This window comes from Paraburkholderia hiiakae, from assembly GCF_904848665.1.
In the GTDB taxonomy this organism is placed as follows: Bacteria; Pseudomonadota; Gammaproteobacteria; order Burkholderiales; family Burkholderiaceae; genus Paraburkholderia; species Paraburkholderia hiiakae.
The window spans coordinates 228,854-251,840 of the sequence record NZ_CAJHCQ010000002.1 but is presented as its reverse complement, the minus strand read 5'-3'; the positions used below and the strand labels follow the sequence as shown (position 1 = coordinate 251,840).

General features: G+C 64.2%; 21 protein-coding genes. 3 read left to right on the top strand and 18 right to left on the bottom strand.

Annotated elements, in window-relative coordinates:
* Window positions 1-174: 174 nt before the first annotated feature.
* The 3 genes from JMY28_RS05065 to JMY28_RS05055 form a co-directional block, all read right to left on the bottom strand.
* The gene (locus JMY28_RS05065) at window positions 175-1,413 is read right to left on the bottom strand and encodes a metal-dependent hydrolase family protein (RefSeq protein ID WP_201694806.1); all 1,239 of its coding nucleotides are present in this window, start codon (window positions 1,411-1,413) and stop codon (window positions 175-177) included.
* A 24-nt stretch (window positions 1,414-1,437) separates the two neighbouring features.
* Complete coding sequence (locus JMY28_RS05060) at window positions 1,438-2,745, bottom strand: MFS transporter (RefSeq protein WP_201694805.1); 1,308 nt, start codon at window positions 2,743-2,745, stop codon at window positions 1,438-1,440.
* Window positions 2,746-2,912: 167 nt separating this feature from the next.
* Complete coding sequence (locus tag JMY28_RS05055; RefSeq protein WP_201694804.1) at window positions 2,913-3,821, bottom strand: LysR substrate-binding domain-containing protein; 909 nt, start codon at window positions 3,819-3,821, stop codon at window positions 2,913-2,915.
* A gap of 150 nt (window positions 3,822-3,971) precedes the next feature.
* Here JMY28_RS05055 and JMY28_RS05050 point away from each other — a divergent pair, with 150 nt between their 5' ends.
* Window positions 3,972-6,746 (top strand): cation-translocating P-type ATPase, encoded by a 2,775-nt coding sequence (locus JMY28_RS05050; protein ID WP_201694803.1) that lies wholly within the window; start codon window positions 3,972-3,974, stop codon window positions 6,744-6,746.
* A gap of 39 nt (window positions 6,747-6,785) precedes the next feature.
* Window positions 6,786-8,525, top strand: coding sequence for a Na/Pi cotransporter family protein (locus tag JMY28_RS05045; RefSeq protein ID WP_201694802.1), 1,740 nt, complete (start codon window positions 6,786-6,788; stop codon window positions 8,523-8,525).
* A gap of 21 nt (window positions 8,526-8,546) precedes the next feature.
* On the opposite strand, the gene JMY28_RS05040 is transcribed toward JMY28_RS05045, so the two are convergent.
* The 15 genes from JMY28_RS05040 to JMY28_RS04970 all read right to left on the bottom strand — a co-directional run bounded on the left by JMY28_RS05040 (window position 8,547) and on the right by JMY28_RS04970 (window position 22,283).
* Window positions 8,547-10,067, bottom strand: a complete 1,521-nt coding sequence (locus JMY28_RS05040; protein WP_201694801.1) for an ATP-binding cassette domain-containing protein — start codon at window positions 10,065-10,067, stop codon at window positions 8,547-8,549.
* The gene (locus JMY28_RS05035) at window positions 10,064-10,990 is read right to left on the bottom strand and encodes a branched-chain amino acid ABC transporter permease (protein WP_201694800.1); all 927 of its coding nucleotides are present in this window, start codon (window positions 10,988-10,990) and stop codon (window positions 10,064-10,066) included. The genes JMY28_RS05040 and JMY28_RS05035 overlap by 4 nt, the downstream gene beginning before the upstream one ends.
* A gap of 21 nt (window positions 10,991-11,011) precedes the next feature.
* Complete coding sequence (locus tag JMY28_RS05030; protein WP_201694799.1) at window positions 11,012-11,887, bottom strand: branched-chain amino acid ABC transporter permease; 876 nt, start codon at window positions 11,885-11,887, stop codon at window positions 11,012-11,014.
* Window positions 11,888-11,979: 92 nt separating this feature from the next.
* Window positions 11,980-13,245, bottom strand: coding sequence for an ABC transporter substrate-binding protein (locus JMY28_RS05025; protein WP_201695184.1), 1,266 nt, complete (start codon window positions 13,243-13,245; stop codon window positions 11,980-11,982).
* Between the two features lie 212 nt (window positions 13,246-13,457).
* Window positions 13,458-13,904: a lipocalin-like domain-containing protein gene (locus JMY28_RS05020; protein ID WP_201694798.1), complete on the bottom strand. Its 447-nt coding sequence runs from the start codon at window positions 13,902-13,904 to the stop codon at window positions 13,458-13,460.
* Window positions 13,905-13,937: 33 nt separating this feature from the next.
* Entirely contained in the window at window positions 13,938-14,189 is a 252-nt protein-coding gene (locus tag JMY28_RS05015) for a hypothetical protein (protein WP_201694797.1), read from the bottom strand.
* A 169-nt stretch (window positions 14,190-14,358) separates the two neighbouring features.
* On the bottom strand, window positions 14,359-14,757 hold the full coding sequence (locus tag JMY28_RS05010) for a VOC family protein (protein ID WP_201694796.1): 399 nt from the start codon (window positions 14,755-14,757) through the stop codon (window positions 14,359-14,361).
* A 66-nt stretch (window positions 14,758-14,823) separates the two neighbouring features.
* Window positions 14,824-16,389: a methyl-accepting chemotaxis protein gene (locus JMY28_RS05005; RefSeq protein WP_201694795.1), complete on the bottom strand. Its 1,566-nt coding sequence runs from the start codon at window positions 16,387-16,389 to the stop codon at window positions 14,824-14,826.
* A 241-nt stretch (window positions 16,390-16,630) separates the two neighbouring features.
* Window positions 16,631-17,071: a CBS domain-containing protein gene (locus JMY28_RS05000; protein ID WP_201694794.1), complete on the bottom strand. Its 441-nt coding sequence runs from the start codon at window positions 17,069-17,071 to the stop codon at window positions 16,631-16,633.
* Window positions 17,072-17,244: 173 nt separating this feature from the next.
* Window positions 17,245-18,255 (bottom strand): DUF2891 domain-containing protein, encoded by a 1,011-nt coding sequence (locus tag JMY28_RS04995; protein WP_201694793.1) that lies wholly within the window; start codon window positions 18,253-18,255, stop codon window positions 17,245-17,247.
* Window positions 18,256-18,265: 10 nt separating this feature from the next.
* Window positions 18,266-19,216 carry a DUF979 domain-containing protein gene (locus JMY28_RS04990; protein ID WP_201694792.1) on the bottom strand — a complete coding sequence of 317 codons (951 nt, stop codon included), beginning with the start codon at window positions 19,214-19,216 and terminating at the stop codon, window positions 18,266-18,268.
* Window positions 19,213-19,923: a DUF969 domain-containing protein gene (locus tag JMY28_RS04985; RefSeq protein ID WP_201694791.1), complete on the bottom strand. Its 711-nt coding sequence runs from the start codon at window positions 19,921-19,923 to the stop codon at window positions 19,213-19,215. The genes JMY28_RS04990 and JMY28_RS04985 overlap by 4 nt, the downstream gene beginning before the upstream one ends.
* A gap of 289 nt (window positions 19,924-20,212) precedes the next feature.
* A complete protein-coding gene (locus JMY28_RS04980; protein WP_201694790.1) occupies window positions 20,213-20,959 on the bottom strand; it encodes a 2OG-Fe(II) oxygenase in 747 nt (248 codons plus the stop codon).
* A gap of 19 nt (window positions 20,960-20,978) precedes the next feature.
* Window positions 20,979-21,530: a methylated-DNA--[protein]-cysteine S-methyltransferase gene (locus JMY28_RS04975; RefSeq protein WP_201694789.1), complete on the bottom strand. Its 552-nt coding sequence runs from the start codon at window positions 21,528-21,530 to the stop codon at window positions 20,979-20,981.
* Between the two features lie 27 nt (window positions 21,531-21,557).
* Complete coding sequence (locus JMY28_RS04970) at window positions 21,558-22,283, bottom strand: 2OG-Fe(II) oxygenase (RefSeq protein ID WP_201694788.1); 726 nt, start codon at window positions 22,281-22,283, stop codon at window positions 21,558-21,560.
* A gap of 232 nt (window positions 22,284-22,515) precedes the next feature.
* Here JMY28_RS04970 and JMY28_RS04965 point away from each other — a divergent pair, with 232 nt between their 5' ends.
* The gene (locus JMY28_RS04965) at window positions 22,516-22,965 is read left to right on the top strand and encodes an ester cyclase (RefSeq protein WP_201694787.1); all 450 of its coding nucleotides are present in this window, start codon (window positions 22,516-22,518) and stop codon (window positions 22,963-22,965) included.
* The last annotated feature ends 22 nt before the right edge of the window (window positions 22,966-22,987 follow it).

Genomic DNA, 22,987 nt, shown 5'->3' with positions numbered 1-22,987 from the left:
AGTTGTCGGCGAGAAATTCGCGTCGCGCCAGATGCCGGGAAGCGTTCGCTGCGTACTTCCATGCATGGGCCGATACCGACTTCAGCGACGAGATTACCGGAAGGCAGAACCAGCCCCGAGGCTCCGCCAGATCGACCCGCTTTCGCGGCAATGTGAATCATGCCCGGCGCCGCTTCACCCCTCCACCCGCGCCTTCACAATCTTCCCCCGCTGCAACACATAATCGATCCGCTCGCCCTCTCCGGCCACGACGCCAATATCGTCAAGCGGATTCCCATCGAGCACCACCACATCGGCAAAAGCACCCGCCGCGATCACGCCCAGTTCGCCCTTCATATTCACGATGTCCGCAGCAACGCTCGTCGCCGAGCGCAACGCCTCCAGATTGCCGAGCACTTCCGCGCGAATGCGGAACTCGCCAGTCTGGAACGCGTGCATCTCTCCGAGCAGGTCGGAGCCGAAGCCCATCTGCACACCGGCCTTCGCATAGATTTCCAGCGATTCGCGCCCCTTCTGCTGCACCGAAGCCACCTTCGCCACCGAGTCCGGCGGCAGTCCGAACTGCGCGCCATGCGTCGCCAGCGCGTCGTAGGTCACGAGCGTCGGCACCACGAATGCACCGAACTCACGCATCACCCGAGCCGCTGCTTCGTCCACGAGATTGCCGTGCTCGATCGTGCGCACGCCGCAGCGCACCGCGCGCGCAATCGCACGGCCCGTGTAGGCATGCGCCATCACATAGGTGTTCGCCGCTTGCGCTTCCGCCACGATGGCGCTAATTTCATCTTCGGAGTACTGCGTATTGTTGATCGGGTCCGTAGGCGATGCCACGCCGCCCGACGCCATGATCTTGATCTGCGTGGCACCCTTCTGAATCTCCTCGCGCACGGCGAGGCGCACGGCGTCCACACCATCCACGACGCGCGCAATCGCGCCCGTGCGGAAGCAGCACGAGCACGGTTCGAGCAAGTCGCCGCGAGGGCGAAAATCGCCGTGACCGCCCGTTTGCGAGAGCGCCTTGCCCGAGGGAAAAATGCGCGGCCCGCGCACGAGGCCCGTTTCCACAGCCTGCATCAGGCTCCAGTCGGCTCCGCCCGCGTCGCGCACGCTCGTGAAGCCGCGCGAGAGCATCGCGTCGAGAATCGGCAGCGAGCGGATGGCCGCGAGAATGTTGGGCTGCATGGCGTTCGCACCGAGATTCGCGTTCGAGGCGAGCACGTGCACGTGACAGTCGATAAAGCCCGGCATGACTGTCTTGCCGCGCACGTTCACCACGTTCGCGTTTGGCAGATCGATGGGTCGATCCGTCACTTCCACGATGCGCTCGTCTTCAATTACGACGTGATGATGTTCGAGCAGCACGCCACGTTCGAGATCGAGTACGTTACCGCCTTTGAGAACAGTGATGGTCATTGTCTGGATTCCTTATAGAGTCGTTCAGTTCGCGCGCCGCATGTCCTTCACGAAGAACGTGCCGACCAGGCTGATTGCGGCCGCAACGATCACGTAGAGCGCGGGCGCCATGTTGCTGCCCGTGCGGGCGATGAGCCATGTGATCAGGAACGGCGCGAAGCCGCCGAAGATCGTGACCGCGAAGTTGTAGGCCACCGAGAGGCCCGTCGAGAGCACCTTGGTCGGGAACAGTTCCGAAAACGCGGCGAGAATCGGCCCGGTGTAGGCGGCGATCAGCACGCCGAACACAGCCTGAAACACGATGAGCGAGGCGAAGCCGGGAGCGCGGTTGATCCACGTGAACATGGGCCATGCCAGCACGAGGATCAGGAACGCGGCGCCGCTCAGGAACACGCGCCGGCCCCACGCGTCCGCCAGCTTGCCCACTATAGGCGAGCAGCACATGATCATCAGGCCGCCCACCATACCCGCGGAAAAGCCCGTCGACTGCGGCAGATGCAGCGTGCGCACCGAATAGGTCGGCATGTAGAACAGCAGCACGTAGGTGCAGACCGTCCAGAGAATGACCATGGAAAAGCTCGCGAAAGTCTCGCGCGGGTAGCGTTCGAACACTTCCTTGAGGGGCGAATGGTCTTTCGCCTGCGCTTCCACGGCGCTGAACGCGGGCGTTTCGTCGATATGGCTGCGGATGTAGTAACCCACCGGGCCCACGAGAATGCCGATCAGGAACGGCAGGCGCCATCCCCAGCTATGCAGCGATTGCGAGTCGAGCGACGAGGTCACAAAGGTGCCCGTGGCCGCGCCCAGCAGCACGGCAAAGCCGATACTCGACTGAATCCAGCTCGAATAGTAGGCACGCTTGCCCGGCGGCGCGTACTCGGTGAGGAACGCCGTGGCGCCGCCCATTTCGCCGCCTGCGGAGAATCCCTGCAGCAGGCGCGCAAGCACGATCAGCAGCGGCGCGGCGATGCCGGCTTGCTCGTAGGTGGGCGCGAGCCCGATGAGCGCGGTGCCGAAGGCCATCAGCAAGATGGTGAGCGAGAGTGCTGCTTTGCGGCCCACCTTGTCGGCGTAAACGCCGAGCACGATACCGCCCACGGGCCGCATGAAAAAGCCCACGCCGAAGGTCGCCACCGTGAGCAGCACGGAAGTCAGCTCGTTGCCAGTCGGAAAGAACAGCTTCGCGATGATGACAGCGAAGAAGCTGTACACCGTGAAATCGAACCACTCGAGGCCGTTGCCCAATACCGTCGCGATGATCGCGCGGCGGCGCTGCTGCGCGGTTGTCGCGACGGCGTCACGCGCGACGCGAGGTGAAAGCGTTCCTTGCATGGTCTCTTCCTTGTCAGATTGATCGTAGCTGCGCGCCGACAACTACGCGCCCGGAGCCCCCACATGCTCCTCATGCTAATGACAGCCCGATTATTTTCTGAAACGAAAGATTCGCATGCATGCATGCGCTGAGCGCATGCGAGGCGCCTGGTCTGCCGTCTGGTCCGTCACGCCGCCGTCTGCACCTCCGCCTGCTCGAACAGCCAGCGCGTGAATAAACGCGCCGCCTGGTTCTGCGCGCGGTCGTTGGGCGAGATCACGTAATAGCCGCCACCGTGGCTCGCCGAACTCTCGCCCACGCGCACGAGCAAACCGTCTTCGATGCACGCGTCGATCATGTAGCGCCAGCCGAGCGCCACGCCCTGGCCGAGAATGGCCAGCTGCACGAGCTGCGGATAGTGGTTGATCGTGATGCCCTGCGGCGTCTTCGGCATCGTCACGCCGTTCAGGTCGAACCATTCGGGCCACGACATCCATTGGCGCTGGCCGTCCTCGAGGAGCAGCAGCGTTTCGTTCGCGAGATCGGCTGGCGCGAGCGCCCGGTGCGCGAGATAAGCTGGCGAGCAAACGGGAAACACCTCTTCGTTGAAGAGGCGGCGCGCGGTGAAATGCGCGGGCGCCTGCTGGCGCACGTAATAAACGCCAACGTCGAACTCCGCAGGCGACATCGAGGCGAGTCCGTCGCGCACGATCAGGCGCAGCTTGATGTTGGGGTACGTCTCGCGGAATGCCGGCAGGCGCGGCGTGAGCCACAGCACCGCCACGCCCGACGAGCAAGCAATCGTCAGTTCGAGCTCGCCATAGTGCTTCATCACATCGAACGTGGCTTCGGCGCATTGCGTGAGGAGCCGTTGCACCTGCGTCGCATATTGTTCGCCCGCTATCGTGAGCCGCAGCGAACGGTGCTCGCGCACGAACAGCGAGCGGCCGAGAAATTCTTCGAGCTGCTGGATCTGGCGGCTGATCGCGCTTTGTGTGAGGTGCAGTTCGGCGGCCGCGCGCGTGAAGCTGGCGTGTCGCACGGCGGCTTCGAACGCGACGAGGCAGGGCAGCGGAGGCAGAGGCGTGATGCGCATGGAATGACTCGGGCGGGTCGTGGCAGGCAGATGTTGCCATACATACCGCGGCGGCTGCTCCAAACAAAAGTTGCGCGCACCAGGTTGCGCGTGCCGGTTGCGAAAAAAACATACTATTGCGTTGAATCTCTGTGCAACCAGGGGGCGAAGATGAGTTCTGCCGAGAATGCGGCAACAGGCGCGGGCGCAGCGCAATGGCACGCCATGCCCGCCGACGAAATCGAGCGCCAGCTGGGCGTGAATCGGTCGCAAGGGCTCGATGTGGCGAACGCCGCACAGCGCCTTACCACCTATGGGCCGAACGTGCTGCCCCAGGGGAAGAAAAGCGGCCCCCTCGTGCGGCTCCTTGCCCAGTTCAACAATGTGCTCATCTACGTGCTGCTCGCGGCCGGCTTCATCAAGCTGATGCTGAGCCTGTGGCTCGACGCCTCGATCATCTTCGCGGTGGTCATCCTCAACGCGTTGCTGGGTTTCCTGCAGGAAGGGCGCGCCGAGAAAGCGCTCGACTCGATTCGCAACATGCTTTCTGCGGAAGCGCGCGTGCTGCGCGCCGGCGAGGTGCGCCTGATCCCCGCCGACGAGGTCGTGCCCGGCGACATCGTGCTGCTGGAATCGGGCGACAAGATCCCCGCGGACATCCGCCTCGTCGAAGCGAGGAACCTGCGCACGGAAGAGGCGGCGCTCACGGGCGAGTCGGTGCCTGCCGAGAAGAACACCGACGCGGTGCCGGCGCAAGCCACCGTGGGCGACCGCGAAAACATGGCGTTTTCCGGCACGATGGTCCTCTCGGGCCGCGCAACCGGCATCGTCGTCGCAACGGGCAGCCAGACGGAGCTTGGCCGCATCAACCAGATGCTCGCCGAGGTCAGCGCGCTGGAAACGCCGCTCCTTCGCCAGATCAAGAAGTTTGGATACGTCATTACGATCGCGATCGGTATCCTCAGCGTGCTGCTTTTCGCATGGGGTCACTGGCTCGGCCACATGACCTTCATCCAGTTGTTCCAGGCGGTGGTGGGCATCGCGGTGTCGGTGATCCCCGAGGGCCTGCCCGCGCTCATCACCATCACGCTCGCGATTGGCGTGCAGCGCATGGCGAAGCGCAACGCCATCATCCGCCGCCTGCCCGCCGTGGAGACGCTCGGCTCCGTCTCGCGCATCTGCTCGGACAAAACCGGCACGCTCACCCTCATGGAAATGATGGTGACCTCCGTCGTGACCGCGGACGCGCCCTATGAAGTGACCGGCGACGGCTATGCGCCTGAAGGCGAAGTCCGCGCGGCTGGCCAGGCGCTCGGCGCCGCGCCGCCGGAAGTCCTCACGCTCATGGGCCGCGTATCGATCCTGTGCAACGACGCCGGGCTCTTCGAAGAAGACGGCAAATGGAAGGTGGAAGGCGACCCGACCGAGGGCGCGCTCTATCCGTTCGCCGGCAAGCTCGGCATGGACCGCGGCGCGGAAGCCGCGGCGGCGTCCCGCATCGACGCCATTCCCTTCGAGTCCGAGCACAAGTTCATGGCCACGCTGAATCGTTCGGCGCAAGGCGAGATGCTGCTCGTGAAGGGCGCGCCGGAAGTGATCATCGAGAACTGCGACCGCCAGCAAACGGCAACCGGCCCCGTGCCGCTGGAGCGCGAGCGCTTCGCGCACGAAGGCGAGCGGCTCGCCTCGCAGGGCGAACGCGTCCTGGCGTTGGCGTGGCTGCCCAACCCCGGCCTCGAAGTGGGCAACCTCGGCCCGCAGGACCTGCCGAAGACGCTCGTGTTGCTCGGTCTCGTGGGCCTCATGGACCCGCCTCGCAAAGAGGCGATCGACGCCGTGCGCGAATGCCACGCCGGCGGCATCCGCGTGACGATGATCACGGGCGACCACAAGGTCACGGCCGCCGCGATCGCGGGCATGCTCGGCATCGGCGACGGCAAGACGGCCGTGGCCGGCACCGAGATCGAGGCGATGAACGACGCCGCGCTGCAGGAGTGCGTGCGCGAGGTGGATGTGTTCGCGCGCGCGAGCCCCGAGCACAAGCTGCGGCTCGTGAAGGCGATCCAGGCCAACCGCCAGGTGGTCGCCATGACGGGCGATGGCGTCAACGACGCGCCCGCGCTCAAGAAGGCCGATATCGGCGTGGCAATGGGCATCAAAGGCACGGAAGTGACGAAGGAAGCGGCGGGCATGATCCTCGCCGATGACAATTTCGCCTCGATCTCCGCGGCGGTGAAGGAAGGGCGCACGGTCTACAACAACATCGAAAAGGCCATGCTCTTCATGCTGCCAACGAATATCGCCCAGGGCGCGGTGATTGCCATCGCGATCCTGTTCGGCTTCACGCTGCCGATCACCGCGCCGCAGGTGCTGTGGGTGAACATGGTCACCTCTGTCGCGCTCGGGCTCGTCATTTCCTTCGAGCCGCACGAGGACGACGTGATGCAGCGCCCGCCGCGTTCGATCGACCGGCCTATCGTCACACCATTCGGCGTGTGGCGCATTCTCTTTGTCGGCGCCACGCTTGTGCTCTATACGCTCGCGACATTCTTCTGGATGAAGTCGCAGGGCGTGCCCGACTCGATGGCGCGCACGGCCGCCGTCAACGCCATCACGCTGGGACAGGTCTTCTATCTGCTCAACAGCCGCTCGCTGATCAATTCGGCGCTATCGGTGCGCGCGCACATGGGCAACCCGTATCTCTGGTACGGCATTGGCGCGGTCGTCGTGCTGCAGATCCTGTTCACCTATACGCTGCCCTTTCATGCCGTATTCGAAACCGAGTCGCTGCCGATGCCGGCCTGGCTGTGGCTCGTGGCGGGCGCGATCCTGTTCTTCCTCGTGGTGGAGATCGAGAAGCTCGTCATTCGCTCGATCCCGGCGCTCAAGCGTGCCGTGAGCCCGCAGCCGCGCGGCGCGGCCACGAGGCAGTACCATGACGCGTAGAATCGTTTCGTCCCGACTCGAGAGCGAGGACCCATTGCCATGCCTGGTGCGCATCTGAATCTGGTCGAGGTGACTGGTTTGCTGGTTGGCGGTCTCGCCCTGTTCCTCTTCGGGCTGGACCTCATGACGGGCGCGCTCAAGACGATTGCCGGTGCGCGCCTGCAATCGCTGCTGAGTTCGCTCACCGCCAACCGTTTTCGCGGCGTGCTTGCGGGCGCGGGCATCACGGCGCTGCTTAATTCGTCGACCATCACCACGGTGCTACTGGTGGGCTTCGTTTCCGCGCGGCTCATGACGCTGCGGCAGTCCATTCCGATGATCATGGGCGCCAATATCGGCTCGACGCTCACCGCGCAGATCATCGCGTTCAATATCTCCGCACTCGTGCCGTTCATGCTCGCCGGCGGCTTCCTGCTCTACGGCTTTGCGAAACGGGAAACGCCGCGCGAGCTGGGCGGCGCGCTACTCGGCCTCGGCTTGCTGTTTCTCGGCATCGAGATGATGGGCAACGCCACGCGGCCCCTGCGCGACTACCAGCCGTTCATCGACGCGATGCAGGACATGCGCAATCCCCTCGTCGGCATCGTGATCGGCGCCGTGTTCACGGCCATCGTGCAAAGCTCGGCGGCCACGCTTGCGATCGTCATCGCGCTCGGCAGCCAGGGGCTGATTCCGCTCGAATCGGGCATTGCGCTGATACTCGGCGCCAATGTGGGCACCTGCGGGACGGCGCTGCTCGCCTCGATCGGCAAGTCGGCGGAAGCGGCGCAGGTCGGTATCGTTCACCTGCTCTTCAACATGCTTGGCGTGCTGTTCTTCGCCTTTGCGATTCCACAGTTCGCCGATTTCATCCGCACGATCTCGCCTTCCGCGCCCGAGCTGAGCGGCGCTGCGCGGCTCGCGGCGGAAACACCGCGTCAGGCCGCCAACGCGCACACGGTGTTCAGCGTGTTCAGCACCTTCGTGCTGATCTGGTTCACCGGGCCCATTGCGAAGCTCGCCGAACGCCTGGCTCCGGTGCGTCGCGAAGCGTGGCAGGACCCCGGCGTGCCGCGTTACCTCGATGAAACGCTGGTCGAAATGCCGGCGCTCGCCATTGCCCGCGTGCAACTCGAACTGGCTTCGCTCGGCAAGCTCGTGCAGCTTCTGGTCGAGCATAGCGCCGCGCTCCTGGTCGAAAGCTCCACACAGGCGCTCTCCGCGGTGACGAACGAGGACAAGTCGGCGGACTCGCTTGCCACCGCCATTCTCACCTATATCGGCAAGCTCTCCGATGCCGTGCACAGCGACGACGAAGGCCGGCAACTGGTGGATCTTGCGCGAATTGCGACGTGCCTCGACGCCATCCGCGACGTGGCCACGACGAGCATGCTCGCGCTGAGCCAGAGGCGTGCCGCGCAAAGCGCAGACGTGAGCGTGTTGACGAGCAACGCCGAGCTGGTGCAATTCGCCAGGTCCGTGATCGAGCATTTCACGCTCGCCGTGCAGACGATCGCGCACCCCGAGGCGGACGTCGTGACGCGCATCGTCAACGCCAAGCCGGAAATCGAAGCGCAGTCCGACTCGGCGCGGCAACACATCATGTCCTCGCTGCAGTTGCGCAACGAGGGCGCGGCGTTCATTTTCCGCTTCGCGAACGACGTGATCGAGCAGCTCAACGAAGTGGCGCGACTCTCCCGCGCCATTGCCAAGGCCACGCGCTGGCTGCACGACGTGAAAGTGGTGGAACCTCAGGACACCGAGGCGGTGGCCGAAGTTGAGGCTGAAGTCCAGCCGTGAAGGCGGCACCGTGTGTGGGCTTCAACGCGTAGCGCCCGAGGTCAGTGCATGGGGATCGCTCGTGGGCACCGCTTCGAGAAAACCGCGACCCATCTCCGCTTCGAAACGCGAAGCGCTCCCCTCCCAGATGATGCGCGCATGCTCCAGCACATAAACGCGGTCCGCGTGCGGCAGGGCGAAGCGAACGTTCTGCTCGCCCAGGAGCACGGTAATGGGCGTAGACTGCTGCAGCGCATCCAGCGCCTTCGATAACTGTTCGAGGATCAGGGGCGCGAGCCCGAGCGTCGGCTCGTCGAGAATCAGGAGCCTGGGCTGGGGCATGAGCGCACGCGCAATGGCCAGCATTTGCTGCTCGCCGCCTGAGAGCGTGCGCGCGGTTTGACCCTGCCGTGACTTGAGAATGGGAAAGAGGTCGAAGAGCCAGGCGAGCTGCCTGTTGCGCACTTCGCCCGCAAGATGATAGCCGCCAAGTTCGAGATTCTCGCGCACCGTCATGTCGCCGAACAGCTCGCGCGTTTCCGGGCATTGCACAAGGCCCGCGCGCGAAACGGCCGCCCCGCTCGTGCCCTTCAGGTCGCGCCCGTCGAAGCGGATCGTCCCTTGGTAGGGAAGGAGGCCCGAGAGCGCGTTGAAGAGGGTTGTCTTCCCCGCGCCGTTGAGGCCGACCACCGAAACGAACTCGCCCTCGCGAACGTGGAGGCTCACGCCGTCGAGCGCGCATGCCTTGCCGTACAGCACGCGCACGTCCGAGACCTCGAGAATGGAGCGCTTCGCCGCGCCCGCGACGCTCGAGCGCTGGCGCAATTCCAGCTTGCCGCCCAGATACACGCGGCGCACCGTTTCGTTTTGCATCACCTCTTCGGCCGTGCCTTCGGCGATGTGCTCGCCAAGGTACATGGCGAGCACGCGGTCGGCGAGCGCGGAGAGGCTCTTGACGTTGTGATCGACCAGCAGCACGGCGCGGCCCTCCGCGCGAAAGCCGCGTATCAGCTCGGAGAATGCCTCCGACTCCGCAACCGTTAGTCCTGCGAAGGGCTCATCGACGAGCACGACCTTCGGATCGCGCGCAATCGCTTTCGCCATTTCCATGCGGCGCAGGTCGGCGAAAGGCAGCGTCGCGGGATGCCGATGCATGACGGCGGCAAGACCCACGCGCGCGGCAATTTCCTGCGCGCGCTGATGCACGTGGGGTTCCGCCGCGAGCTTGACGAGCGAGTCCGGAAGCAGCGCGAGCTTGATGTGCTCCAGCACTGTTTGCCGATGCAGCGGCCGTGAATGCTGGAACACGATGCCCACGCCCGCGCGCGCGATGCGATGCGGTGCCCAGCCGGCCATCTCCACGCCGTTCACCCTGACCGAGCCCGCGTTGGGCCGCTCGATGCCCATGATGAGCTTCATCACGGTCGACTTGCCGGACCCGTTGGGTCCGATCAGGCCCAGTATCTCGCCGGGCCGGATGTCGAAGCCAATGTCCTTCACCGCGACGAGACCGCCAAAGCGCTTGGTCAACCCGCGTACTGAGAGCAGCGGCGTGTCGTTCATTGGCGTTCCCTCGTACGCAGCAAGTTGCCGAGCAGGCCGTCCGGAAAGAACAGCAGCGCCGCGAGCGCGACGGCCGCGACGACGAACGTGTTGAGCTGGCCGAGCGGGCGCAGAAATTCTCCGGCCACGATCAGGAAGATCGATCCGAGCACCGCGCCGAGTATCGTGCGTCGGCCGCCGAGCACGGCTGCGATGATGATCTGCACACCTACGCTCAAATCCACCACCGTGCTCACGGAAGCCGTGCCTTGATAGAACACGAGCATCGCACCCGCCACGCCCGAAAAGACCGCGCTGACGCAAAAGGCCACGAGCTTGTGCCGCGTCACGTTGAATCCCAGCGCCTGCGCGCCGGTGGCGTCCTGACCGCTCGCCTGCAGGATGAGGCCGATTGCCGAGCGGGAGAGGCCGAACAGCAGGATCGCGCATATCACCAGAAACGCCAGCGCGATCCAGTAGTTGTGGCTGGCGTCGACGGACATCACGTCGGGCACCATCATGCCGATCTCGCCACCCGTCACGCCCGCGAAAATCACGATGGCGTTCTGCAGCAGCAGCACCGCCACGAGCGTGACAAGACCGAAGTACGGACCGCGCAGCCGCAGCGCGGGCACCGCGAGCAGCAGCCCGCCCACCAGCGCGACGAGGCCGCCCGCAACCACGCAAACGGGTATTGGCAAACCCCAATGGGCGTCGATGATCGCCGCTGAATACGCGCCTAGACCAATCAGGAAGGTAGGACCGAAATTGACCTCGCCGGCAAAGCCGAACAGCAGGTCCCACGACATCGCGAACACGCCGAAGTAATACGCGACCGTGAGCACGCCGAGAATATAGCCCGACATCCACCACGGCAGCGTGGCCGCCGCGACGGCAAGCAACGCGGCCACCCATACGCCACGCGAACGAAGAAGACCGGACATGTCGACGCTCCCTGCGTTCGGTTAGCGGCGGCCCAGGAAGCCCTGAGGCCGCACATACACGACGAGCACCAGCAGCAGCAGCGCGGGCAGCGGCCGCAGCGTCGGCGCAACGAGATACGCGGTGAGGGTCTCCAGATAGCCGACGACATACGCGGCCATCAGCGACCCGGAAACGCTGCCGAGGCCGCCCAGCACGACGATGGAGAATGCGCTGGCCGTGAGCTGCCCGGCGTTGTTCGTGCTCACGCCGAGGAACGACGCGAGCAGCACGCCCGCAATGCCCGCCAGCACGCCGTAAATGGTCCACGCGAGCAGATAGATGCGCGAAAGTTCGAAGCCGAGCAGCGTGAGGCCGCGCGGATTCATCGAGGCCGCGAGCAGCGCCTTGCCCGCGCGCGTGCGGTTCACGAACAGCCACAACAGGCCGATCACAGCCCAGCAGACCGCGGCGATCATGATCTCGTTGAATGGCACACGCACGCTGCCAATCATCGCCACGCCGCTGATGAGCGGGCGCATCGTCACCGGGTTGTCGGTGAAGAGCCAGGCCATGCCCTGCTGGATCATGATGCCCCACAGCAGCGTGCCGGTGAGCACGAAGATTTCCTTCTCTTCGTTCGGAATGGCTGCGGAACGCTGAATAGGCCGGACCACCAACAGGTAGGTGACATAGGCCGCGATGAGTCCAGCGACCACGCCGAGCAGCGTTCCAAGGTAGGTCCCGAGGCCGGCTTCGCCCGCAAGCATCCAGCCCATCAGCGCCGCGACGAGCATCACGCCGCCGTGCGCGAGATTCAATATGCCGGAGACGCCGAAAATCAGCGTGAAGCCGATGGCGCCGAGCGCGTAGAGCGAGCTGATGGCAAAGCCGTCGATGAGAATCTGCAAGAGCAGCATGTCCGGCCCTTCATGTGGGTTGGCGTGTCGCTAGATGCGCCGTGCGGACCAACGCCTGAGCGTTGGTCCGTACGGCGCGAAGGACTACGAAGCTAGTTCGCGCTAGCCTGCTGGATCTTGATGAAGGTCGGGAACTTGACCTTGCCGTTCGCGACGGACTTGGGCCAGATCGCGATCTGCTTGCCGTCCTGCCACTGCAGGTTGATGCCGGTGATATAGCCCGGGCCGTACTTGAGCGCGTGCGTGAACTGATCGTTCTTGCCGTAGAACGCCCAGCGCCCGATCGTGCCTACGTAGTCGGTTGTCTCGAGCGCGGCGACCATCTGGTCCGGATCGGTCGAGCCCTTGTTGCGCTTGATCGCATCCGCAATGATGTAGACGAGGTCATATGTCGAGAAGCCGCAATAAGCAGGCGACACGCCGAACTTCTTCTGATACGCATCCGCGAAGGGCACCGTCTTCGGCGTGATCGCCACGCCTGGCGCCGCAGCGGAAGCGGTAATCACGCCTTCGGTCGCGCCGTTCGTATCCTTCCAGAAACTCGTGGTCGTCGCCTGCGAGCTTTGGCCCGACATCGGGATCGGCACCTGCTGATCGTGCCACTGCACGGTTGGCTGCACGCCCACGTGGCTGATGCCCGTGGTGATCGTATCGGGGTGCCTGGCCTCGATCTGGTTGAAAATCGGTGTGAAGTCCGAAGTATCCGGATTGAAGCGGATGTGATCGACCACCTGGAGACCGGCCTTGGGCAGGCATTCCATGAAGCGCTCGTCGAGCGGCTTGGTCCACGCCGCATCCTCGCTCATCACGACCGTCGACTTCATCTTGAACTGGCCGACGAGAATATCGTGGGAGAAATCGCAGATCGACTGCGCGATGAACGCCGACGTCATCCAGCCGTGGAACGTGTACTTGTAGTGGTCGTAGTCGTCGTGGACGTGCTTCGAAATATCGTTGCTCGCGGCGCCCGGCGTAACAAAGGGCATTTTCAGCCGCGCCGACCACGGCTCCATGGCGAGCGCCACTTCGCTGATATAGCTGCCGATCACGGCGACCACCTTGTCCTGGGTCGCGGCGCGCTGGAACGCGCGCACGCCGTCCGAGGCCGACGAGTGGTCGTCATACGCGACGATCTGGATGGGGCGGCCATCCACGCCGCCGCTCGCGTTGATCTCGTCCGCGGCGAGTTGTGCCGCCTTGCTGATCGAGGCGCCCGCCACTGCGGACTCCTCACTGATCACGCCAATCTTGATCGGGTCGCCCGCGGCATGCGCGCCGGCCGCGAGGCCAAGCCCTGCTGCCACCATACCCGTCGCCGCTACGCGATGAAGGTTTCGCCACACGCCGTTATTGGACATCATGCATCTCCGATTCGCCAGGATCGTTGAGGGACATCTGCCCGCTACATTGCAGCTTTGAAGAATGCGCCCACAACAGTATCACCAGTCTTTGCGCGCTCAATCGGTACAAACGATGACAGGTAACGTCCAGGTTTGATGGTGCATAGCGGCAAGAAAATGCGCTTGCCCGCGCGGAGGCGGACACGACGCGCAGCACTTCGCCGTTCCGTCTATTCGACCTTCACCCACACCAACTCGGAAATGCATTCCTTGCCCGTCACCGGATTGCGGGCGGGCAGCGTCGTGATGTGCAGGTTTTTGCCGTCGATTCTGAAACGCCGCAACTGAATCGTCCCCGTCCATGATTCATTCCACGAAGTGTCGACATGGTGGCTCACCAGGTCGCCCTCGATGCTCCATGTCCCGGCGTAGGCGCACAAGCCGTTGAATAGCGCGACGCGTTCGGCGTCGGTTGGCACGAGGTCGGCTGGCGCGTTGCGGTTTTCCTCGAGCAGAATCGCGTACATACGCTTGTCGGCGCCATAGTTGAGATAACCGCCAGGGTGAGCGCCGAACAGATCGGTCTTTTCCCCGGTGGCCAGGTCTTCGGTCGTGAAAGATTGCAGCTTCCATGTGCCCAGCAGCGCAGCGCTGCCGGTTTGCCGAGCTCGTGCCATGTCGTCCCCCTTCAGCACAACTGGAGCAGCACGCTAGCGCGCCTTGCCCCACCGCCAGCGAGGCGGCTCGCCCTTGAGCCAGCACACCGCGCAAAGCGCGAGCGTGGCGAGTATCACGAGCCCCGCAAACGCGAACGCATGCCGATGCGGTTCAAAAAAAACAGCGATCAAACAGATCGACAGCACATACACGGCTAGCGCCGCCCAACCGTGCCACGTGAGCGGAAGTCCCCACCCCCAGCCATAGTGTTTGGCTCGAAACCAGTATTTCCCGGTGCCTGACATTTACCCTTCTCCCACGAATCGCAACGCGGCGTCTTTGTGCATCATCCGCGCGCACGTGGGCGTTTGGCAACCGCATTGCGCGGCCGCCTTGCGCCGGGCCAATCCGGATCGAAAAGGATTGCGAAGTTTTTATGAAGATGAATGTGCGCGTCTGGCGCGTTGGGCAACGTCAGGCCGGTGCCGAATGGCACACCGCCTCGACGCGGTTGCCGGCCGGATCGACAAGAAAGGCGGCGTAGTAGTCGGCGTGATAATGCGGCCGCAAGCCTGGATCGCCATCGGAGCGGCCGCCCGCCGCGCAACCGGCCGCATGGAACGCATCGACCTGCGCGCGCGAAGCGGCCTTGAAGCACCAGTGCCGCTTGTTCGGCCCAATGGCGCTGGCATCCAGATAGACGGAAAGATACGACGATTGTGTTTCGGCGGCGTCGCAACGCTCGCCGTAGCCAAGCGCGTTGGGGCGGTCGTAGACCTTGCGCGCACCCAGCGCGTTCATGATCGCGTCGTAAAAAAGGCGCGCCGCATCGAGATCGGGAACGCCGATCGAAACGTGATCGAGAAGCTGCATGGTGTCTGAGGTCCGCTGTCGTCAATGCACGACTATACCGGCGGATCACACCATGCAGCGTGCGCGTTACCCCGCGCGAGCGGTGCGGAACACCGAAACCGCGGCATTCAGCCGGTGCGCTTCGTTTTCGAGCGACGAAGCCGCGGCCGTTGCCTGCTCAACGAGTGCCGCGTTCTGCTGGGTCACGAGGTCCATCTGTCCAACGGCGATGTTGACCTGATCGATGCCCGTGCTCTGCTCCGCAGCCGCCGATGCGATCTCGTTCATGATCGCGCTCACGCGGGCGATCGCTTCGACGATCTCGCTCATCGTCGAGCCCGAGCGCTCGACGAGGCCCGCGCCTGTCTCCACGCGCGACGTCGACGATTCGATCAGCTCCTTGATCTCTTTGGCCGCCGCGGCGCTGCGCTGTGCGAGCGAGCGCACTTCGCTCGCCACCACCGCGAAGCCACGCCCCTCCTCGCCCGCGCGCGCCGCTTCCACAGCAGCGTTGAGCGCGAGAATGTTGGTCTGGAACGCAATGGCTTCGATCACGCCGACGATCTCGCCCACGCGCCGCGAGTCGCCCACGATGTCCTGCATCGTGCCCACCACTTCGCGCGAGAGCGCACCGCCCTGCGCGGCGAGACCGGAAGCGCCCTCGGCGAGCGTGCTGGCCTGACGAGCGTTTTCGGCGGTCTGCTTGACGGTGGAGGTCAGCTCTTCGATGCTCGCAGCCGTTTGCTCGAGCGAGGCAGCCTGCTCTTCGGTGCGCTGCGAAAGATCCGTATTGCCCGCGGCAATCTCGCTCACGCCCTTGTCGATCGACAGCGCGCCTTCGCGCACGCTGCTGACCGTCTTGATGAGCGCATCCTGCATCTGCCGCAACGCGGCCTGCAGGCGGCCCATTTCGTTGTTGCTCGTCGTCTGAACCGTGCCGCTCAGATCGCCGGCGGCGATGCGCTGAAACTGCGCGATAGCCGCGTCGACCGGATGCACGATCGCGCGCATGAGCGCGGCGCGGCCAATCCATGCGAACAGCAGCGAGAGCACCATACCCACAGCCACCGCGATGCTCACCGCATTGAAGCGATCCTGCGCTTCCTGGTAGCGCTGCGCGCCGAGGTCGATCTGGCGCTTCTCCAGCACGAGCATTGCCTTTTCGTAGTTGCTGTAGAGCGTCGGCAGCTTGTGGCCCTGCAGTTCCTGGAACGCGGTCTTGTCGCCGGCCTTGAGCGCCGCCAGCGCCGGATCGACGCCGTCGTGCAGGAAGCTGTTGCGCTTGGCCTGCATGTCGGCGATGAGATCCTGCGCCTCGCCTTCGCCGCTCGCAATCGACAGATAGTGGTCCAGACGCTCGTTCGAGTTCTTCAGGTACTGGTCGAAGCGCTTGAGCACCGCGTCCGCGGCGTCGTGGTCGCCGAGTTCGGAAAGCGATGCGTTGGTGGCGAGCGCGAGGCGCAGACGCAGCAACTGGCCGGCACTGCCCTCCAGGTCCGCGACCGCGGGCGTATCGACGGTGTACATCGTGCGCAGCGACTCGTTGCCTGCTCGCATCGACAGGAGTCCTGTGGCAGCCCCGCCAATCAGGACGATGCCGAAGAAGGCGATCATCAGGGTCAGGCTTGCGCGGATTGACAGCTTGTGAAGCATTCCTGGTCTCTCTTCCGTGGGGCGCGCGGCTCTGGAGGCCACGCGTGTCCCAGTCGTTTTTCATCGAATGTTCCGGCGCGCTTATCCAGTACAGCCCAGTCGTTCAGGCTGTTTAAGCGCCCAGTACATAACAACGGCAGGAGAGGTTGCGAACTTTATGGTTCGCCGCAAAGAAGTACGACCGTTAGCAAGACTTCGTAATGCGGACCGCAATGTGGGATGCGTGCGAGTCAAATGCACATCACGCGCTCGCTTCCTCCGCGCCGGGTGCGCTCTCGTCCATCGGCACGAGATAGCGCAGGACGTCGCGCCAGCTCACGATACCCACGGGCCGGAATTCCGCATCGACGATGGGAATGCACGAAATCTTGTTGGCGAGAAAGAGGGCCACAGCCTCGGAAAGGCTCGACTCGGGCCGCAGCGTAATGGGCTTGCGGCTCATGATCTGGTGCACGCGCTTCTTGAGCGTGCCGAGGTCGCGCTCGGATTCGACCACGCTGTCAATGAACGGGCTGATTGCGCGCAGCAGGTCGCGGTCGGAGACGACGCCTTGCAGCTTGCCCTCTTCGACCACGAGCAGATGGTGAAAGCTCGCTTGCGCGAAGATCTCGCGCACCGATGCGAGCGTATCGTCGAAACCGATGGTGACGACACGGCTCGTCATGAATTTCTCTACTTGCATAGCTTCCAGACCTGAGTGGGTTCGACGTCCCGAGCCGGCCTATGCGCTGCAGTTTCCGGCGGCGGCTCGGGGCTTCAGCCCGTTATATCGACCGCGCGCGCGGAAATCTTCAGTCTGAAAAGCGACGGGGGGCGCACGCGCGGACGGCGTGCCCCACCTGTTTCATGCGTTTGTCATGCTTCGAGCGCGAGCGTCGCGAAGGTGGCGAGCCAGTGCTCGCCCATATAGTCGCCAGCCACGTGGTCGAGCGCGCTAGCCAGATGCAATAGCGCGGCATCGTTGAGCACGGCCACGCGTGCGTCGCCGGCGGGCAGTGCGCGTGCGAGCGCGCGCTGGCACCACGCGCGGCTCAGATTGAGTCCGTCCAGGTGGGCGATCTTGCCGTCGCTGCGGTCGGTCACGGTGGCCGGCGTAAAGAGCGTGGCGGGCTCATTCGCCGCGAGGTTGGGCAAGAAGCGCGTGAACCACGGCTCGAAGTCCGGCGCGCGCAATACGCGGCTCATCAGCAAGGCCACGCTCAGTGCGGGCGAGAGGAATTCGTCGCCGCCGGGTTCCCACGCCTGGCAGCCCGCATCGTTCGCGTGCCAGCGCGTGGCGGTGTCCTCGATCAGCGTCGCGAGCGCCGGGCGCGACGTGGCTTTCGCGAAGTCGTATGCGAGCGTGAGCGCGAACGCCGTATTGAAGTGCGTGCCCACGCGCAGCGGATAAGTCGCCTTCGGCAGGAATTCCTCGAAGCGCTCGACGAACCACTCGGTGAGCGGCGCCAGCGCCGCCTTCCAGCGCGCGGCCTGCGGCAGCTTCAGCGCCTCGACCTGCGCCGCGAGCGCAAGCAGCCACGCCCAGCCATAAGGCCGCTCGAAGCCACGATTGTGCGCGAGCGTGAGGTAGGCCATCTCACCGGCCATTTTCTCCGGGGTGAAGTGCTCGTCGACCACGGCGACGATCTGCGGCGCCTCGGGCAAGTTGGGAAAACGCTCCAGCAGATGCAGCACGAGCCAGTAACCATGCACGCACGAATGCCAGTCATAACTGCCATAAAAGACCGGGTGCAGCGCGCGCGGGCCCTGCACGTCCTGCGGGCCGTCGAGCGAGTGAGTCAGCTTGTTCGGGTACTCGCGCGTGAGGTGGGCAAGCGCGAGCGAGGCGAACTTCGAGGCATGGGCGGCGGTGAGGTGTGTGGTCATCGTGAACTCATCAGAACCGGAAAACGAAGGCGTACATCAGCAACGTGTTGACGACGAGAAGCAACACGGCGGTCGGCCATTGCGCCTTGATCACGCCGTTCTTGTCGCTCAATTCGAGCAGCGCTGCGGGGACGATGTTGAAGTTCGCGGCCATGGGCGTCATGAGCGTGCCGCAGAAGCCCGAGAGCATGCCGATCGCGCCGAGAATGGCCGGGTTGCCGTGGAACTGATGCACGATCAACGGCAGGCCGATGCCCGCGGTCATCACCGGAAAGGCCGCAAACGCGTTGCCCATGATCATCGTGAAGAGGGCCATGCCGAAAGTGTAGGCGGCCACGACCGCGAACGCCGAATTTTGCGGAATCCAGTTGGTGACGAGTTCGGACACTACGTGGCCCACGCCCGCCGCCGCGAACAGCGCGCCGAGCGCCGCGAGCATCTGCGGCAGGATGGCGGCCCAGCCCACGGCGTCCATGGTGTGCCGCGCGCCCTTGAGCGCCTGCACGGGTGAATCGCGCAACATGACGAGCGCCGCGCCGAACGCAACGAGCGTAGCAATCACGAGCGAGATGAGCGTGACGTTCTTCGCTTCGACGAAAGGCGCGTACTTGAGCGTGAGCGTGCCGACCAGCGTAACCACGGGGATGAGCAGCGCCGGAATGAAGAGCCGGCTGCCGAAGCGCTGCGCCCCCTGCTCGCGGCGCGACTCGGCCGTGGCGTTGTCGTTGCCCGCGGGGCTGCGGCCGAGCTTGCCTGAGCCCGCAATCAAGGCGAGCGCGATGGCAAGGCAGCCCATCACGAAATGCGGCAGCACGCCGCCGAACAGGAACGTCACGGCATAGACGCCCCAGAACACGAAGTTGACGACACGGCGCGGGTTCGCGCGGTCGAGCAGGTTGAACAGGGCGAACGACGCGAACATCAGGCCCGCGACGATATAGAGCGATTCGAGCTTGATCACGATGCAGTTCCCTGGCGGCTTGCGGCGCCCTTCGCGTTGGCCGCGCCGAGGCGCCGCGAGAGATTGTGATCGAGCAGCTTCAGGCGCACGCAGTGAATGAGGAGCGCCGCGAACGCGGTGGGAATCGCCCAGACCGAGACCTGCAGCGGCTGAACGATGATGCCGTTCTGCTCCAGGAAGCCCTTGATGAGCAGGATCGACTGGATCGCGATGAAGATGTCTTCGCCGAAGAACACGGCGATGTTGTCTACGGCCGAGGCGTTCGCGCGGATCTGCTGGCGCACGGCGTCGGGTACGTCGCCGTAACGTCTCGTGGCGGCGGCTTCGGCCATGGGCGCGATGAGCGGACGCACCATCTGCGCGTGGCCGCCCAGCGACGTGAGACCGAGTGCGGCCGTGATCTGGCGGATCACGAAGTAGAGCATCAGCACGCGGCCGGTGGTGGCGGCGTGCACGCGCGAAATGAGGTGCTTGGCCTGCTCGCGCAAGCCGTTGCGCTCGAGCAGCGCGATTACGGGCAGCGTGAGCCAGATGAGGCCCATGTAGCGGTTATCGGCGAACGCCTTGCCGAAGGCGCTGACGATCTCGACCGTATGCAGACCGCCCGCAAGCCCTGTCGCGATACCCGCCGCGGTCACGACGAGCAGCGCGTTCAGGCGCAATGCGAAACCGATCACAACGATCGGCACCCCTATCAGAACCAGCATCTCTCCTCCGCCTTATGTATTTCCGCCGGTCTCATGGAGCCGGCCGCGCGGGCGCGCGCTTCCCCGTTGCGCCCAATTCAGCCCAGGAATCTATCACGACAATTTATCGATAAATAGTCGATAAAGTCTTTATAAGGGAAGTCCCTGGGCCGAGCGCAACCGGTGGAGGCGGATTGTTGCCGCCGCAACGCGGCGTGGGTCTGGGGTCGGCGGGTTAGGCAGTTAGTTGCATCTGTATGCGATGGATCTGGATGCCTGCGCATGCCTCAGCGCGAGTGCGCGGGATGAGTCAGGTGTCCAGATCGAATGCGTGTTGATCGTTTGCCGCTTGCGGCGCGTCGTGGAACGACAACTCGAAGCCGATGCGCTCGCCGCTGCGCACCCGGCTGATGGCATGCCGGAGGTTCACACGGTAGCAACCGCTGCTGCCCTTGAATGGCCGCTGGGCCGTGGCGATGATCGCCGCGTCACCCAGGCCGAGCGGAACGACCGTCGGGCGCGACTGCATGCGCGGACGCTGCTCCGTCAACACCAGTTCGCCGCCCGTGAAGTCTTTCCCGGGCGCCGAGAGCAAGGCGACCACTTGCAGGGGAAAGACATGCTCGCCTTCGTTGCGTTGATGCAGCGCCAGATAGTCGTCGGTGCCTAGCCGGTTCAAATGCGACTGCGTCTGCGTTTGCCCCGCTCGCCGGTTGCGCTCCAGAAACGCATTCAATTGCGCCGGGAATCGATAAGTCATGCCAAGCATCTCGTTCCAGCGATTCGCGAGAGGCGCCAACTGACGATAGAAGTCCGTACGCCATCGCGCCCAAGGCTGCGGCAGCGCGGCGTCGAAATAAAGCAGATCGCCGCGGCCGAGATCGAGTGAATCCAGTGACGCACGGCGCAATGCGTCCCATGTGCCGGCCTCGCGCGCGAGCGCGCGGGCTTCGTCCGCGCGAAGAAGACCGGGCAGCGCGGCATAACCTTCGCTATCCAGTTGCGCCGCGATCGCACTCCAATCCAGCGTATCGAATGTGCCGGTAGATAAAGTCATAGGCAAGGACATATTCATGTCAAAACCCCGGGAGCGTTGCCGTCTTCGGGACATCGCGCGTGGCGGGAATCGCCTTCTCGTGTTCGAGCAGCCAGCGCTTGCGATGCAAGCCCCACGCGTAGCCTTTCAGCTCGCCGTTGCTGGCAATCACGCGGTGGCACGGCACGACGATGGCAATGGGATTCGCGCCATTCGCCGCGCCGATATCGATCGCCGCGCGCGGATCTTCGAATCCCAGCGCTTTCGCGAGCTTGCCGTAGCTCGTGGTCGTGCCAGCCGGAATGTGACGCAACGCGGCCCAGACTTTTTCTTCCAGGTCCGAACCCGCCATGACAACCGGGAGAGAATCGAGCGCGCTCAATTCGCCGGAGAAATAGCGCGCCATGGCGTCGGCAATCGAAGCCGGCGCGGGAGCGTCGATCCATTCGGCGCTCCCGTAACGTTCGCGCAAACCACGATGCAGGCGCGAGCGGTGATCGGCGAATTCGAGCGCGTGCAGCCGATGCTGCGCATCGCTCACCAGCACGAGATCGCCAGGCGGCGACTCGATATGGCTAAGAAACAATTGCATGATGCGGTCCTTCGCGTTTTGCGCGCGCTAACGTGAATCGTGAAAAATCAGGCCGACGGTGTGACGCTGCCCGCTGCGCACCACGCTCACGCCGTGCCGCATGGCGACCTTGCGCGTACCGCCGCGCCGGTTCGCCGCCGGCCGCTGGTTGACGGTGAACAGCACCGCGTCGCCCTGCTCAAGTGGCACCACTTCGGCGCATTGACCGTTCGATGCGCTCTGCGTCATCACGAACTCACCGCCCTCGAAATCAACGCCGGGCCGCGAGAGCAGCATCGCCACCTGCAGCGGAAACACATGCTCGCCGTAGAGATCCTGGTGCAGGCAGTTGTAGTCGCCTGGGCCGTATTGGAGGATGAGCGGCGTCGGGCGCGTCTGTCCTGCGCGGTGGCATTGGTCGAGAAACGCGTCGAGCTCGGCCGGATACTGCGTGTCGATCCGCAGTTGCTCATTCCATCGATTGGCGATAGGCGCCAGGTACGGATAAAGCGCATGCCGTAACCGCTGAAGCAGCGACGGCAGTGGATAGGCGAAGTACTTGTATTCCCCGCGCCCGAAATTGTGACGCGCCATGACGATGCGCGAACGGAAGCCATCGTCGCTCACGTACAGCGCGGCGAGTTGCGCGCATTGTCCGGGCCTGAGTACACGAGGCAAAACGGCGTAACCGCGCGCATCGAGCGATCGCTCGATCTCGACCCAATCGTAAGTGCCGGAATCCGGTTTTTCCGCCTTGATGGCTGCGGTGTTCATCGCGTCCTTTCCTCCTCTTGCGACGGCCATTTTCGCCGATATCGCATACAGGCCAACGATACGCCAACGCCCCGCGCGTTCCGATCCGAATGTTGCGCTCTAATTCGGCGCGCGCCACCGCGTGAATGTCACGGCAAGAAACGGGTATCTGCCCGACTCGCCGCTCGATATCGTGCATTTCAGGCGGAGCAATCCTGCTTCACCGTGAATCGAAATCAGCAAGGAGTCGAACATGTCGATGGAAGAGGACAACAAGGCGATCGTTGGCCGCTGGTTCACGAGTTTCTGGGGCGAAACCTGCGATCTCGGCATCGTCGACGAGCTAGCCGCGCCGGACATGCTGCTCAAGTATTCGCTGCACGAGCCGCGCCGCGGCCGCGAGGACATCAAGGCGTTCATGACCGGCTTTCGCACGGCATTCCCCGATCTGAACTTTTGGGGCGCCGCGGGCCTCATTGCCGAAGGCGAATTCGTGGTGGGTCAGTGGGAAGGCGGCGGCACGCATTCGGGCCCGGCGTTCGGGGACTTTCTCGCGGGATCGTTGCCGGCGGCGAGCGGCCGAAAGATGCATTTTACCGGCACGACGGTGTTGCGCCTGAAGAACGGGAAAATCGTCGAAGAGATCGGACTCGACGACGGCGTAACGGCGCTCACGCAGCTCGGGCTCATCAAGCGGGTCTGACTGCGCCGCTAACGGCGCATAC

What these genes read in the sequence shown, in the direction of transcription:
- JMY28_RS05065 (WP_201694806.1), bottom strand. Translation starts at nt 1,413, where the DNA reads ATGACCATCACTGTTCTCAAAGGCGGTAACGTACTCGATCTCGAACGT.
- JMY28_RS05060 (WP_201694805.1), bottom strand. Translation starts at nt 2,745, where the DNA reads ATGCAAGGAACGCTTTCACCTCGCGTCGCGCGTGACGCCGTCGCGACA.
- JMY28_RS05055 (WP_201694804.1), bottom strand. Translation starts at nt 3,821, where the DNA reads ATGCGCATCACGCCTCTGCCTCCGCTGCCCTGCCTCGTCGCGTTCGAA.
- JMY28_RS05050 (WP_201694803.1), top strand. Translation starts at nt 3,972, where the DNA reads ATGAGTTCTGCCGAGAATGCGGCAACAGGCGCGGGCGCAGCGCAATGG.
- JMY28_RS05045 (WP_201694802.1), top strand. Translation starts at nt 6,786, where the DNA reads ATGCCTGGTGCGCATCTGAATCTGGTCGAGGTGACTGGTTTGCTGGTT.
- JMY28_RS05040 (WP_201694801.1), bottom strand. Translation starts at nt 10,067, where the DNA reads ATGAACGACACGCCGCTGCTCTCAGTACGCGGGTTGACCAAGCGCTTT.
- JMY28_RS05035 (WP_201694800.1), bottom strand. Translation starts at nt 10,990, where the DNA reads ATGTCCGGTCTTCTTCGTTCGCGTGGCGTATGGGTGGCCGCGTTGCTT.
- JMY28_RS05030 (WP_201694799.1), bottom strand. Translation starts at nt 11,887, where the DNA reads ATGCTGCTCTTGCAGATTCTCATCGACGGCTTTGCCATCAGCTCGCTC.
- JMY28_RS05025 (WP_201695184.1), bottom strand. Translation starts at nt 13,245, where the DNA reads ATGTCCAATAACGGCGTGTGGCGAAACCTTCATCGCGTAGCGGCGACG.
- JMY28_RS05020 (WP_201694798.1), bottom strand. Translation starts at nt 13,904, where the DNA reads ATGGCACGAGCTCGGCAAACCGGCAGCGCTGCGCTGCTGGGCACATGG.
- JMY28_RS05015 (WP_201694797.1), bottom strand. Translation starts at nt 14,189, where the DNA reads ATGTCAGGCACCGGGAAATACTGGTTTCGAGCCAAACACTATGGCTGG.
- JMY28_RS05010 (WP_201694796.1), bottom strand. Translation starts at nt 14,757, where the DNA reads ATGCAGCTTCTCGATCACGTTTCGATCGGCGTTCCCGATCTCGATGCG.
- JMY28_RS05005 (WP_201694795.1), bottom strand. Translation starts at nt 16,389, where the DNA reads ATGCTTCACAAGCTGTCAATCCGCGCAAGCCTGACCCTGATGATCGCC.
- JMY28_RS05000 (WP_201694794.1), bottom strand. Translation starts at nt 17,071, where the DNA reads ATGCAAGTAGAGAAATTCATGACGAGCCGTGTCGTCACCATCGGTTTC.
- JMY28_RS04995 (WP_201694793.1), bottom strand. Translation starts at nt 18,255, where the DNA reads ATGACCACACACCTCACCGCCGCCCATGCCTCGAAGTTCGCCTCGCTC.
- JMY28_RS04985 (WP_201694791.1), bottom strand. Translation starts at nt 19,923, where the DNA reads ATGCTGGTTCTGATAGGGGTGCCGATCGTTGTGATCGGTTTCGCATTG.
- JMY28_RS04980 (WP_201694790.1), bottom strand. Translation starts at nt 20,959, where the DNA reads ATGACTTTATCTACCGGCACATTCGATACGCTGGATTGGAGTGCGATC.
- JMY28_RS04975 (WP_201694789.1), bottom strand. Translation starts at nt 21,530, where the DNA reads ATGCAATTGTTTCTTAGCCATATCGAGTCGCCGCCTGGCGATCTCGTG.
- JMY28_RS04970 (WP_201694788.1), bottom strand. Translation starts at nt 22,283, where the DNA reads ATGAACACCGCAGCCATCAAGGCGGAAAAACCGGATTCCGGCACTTAC.
- JMY28_RS04965 (WP_201694787.1), top strand. Translation starts at nt 22,516, where the DNA reads ATGTCGATGGAAGAGGACAACAAGGCGATCGTTGGCCGCTGGTTCACG.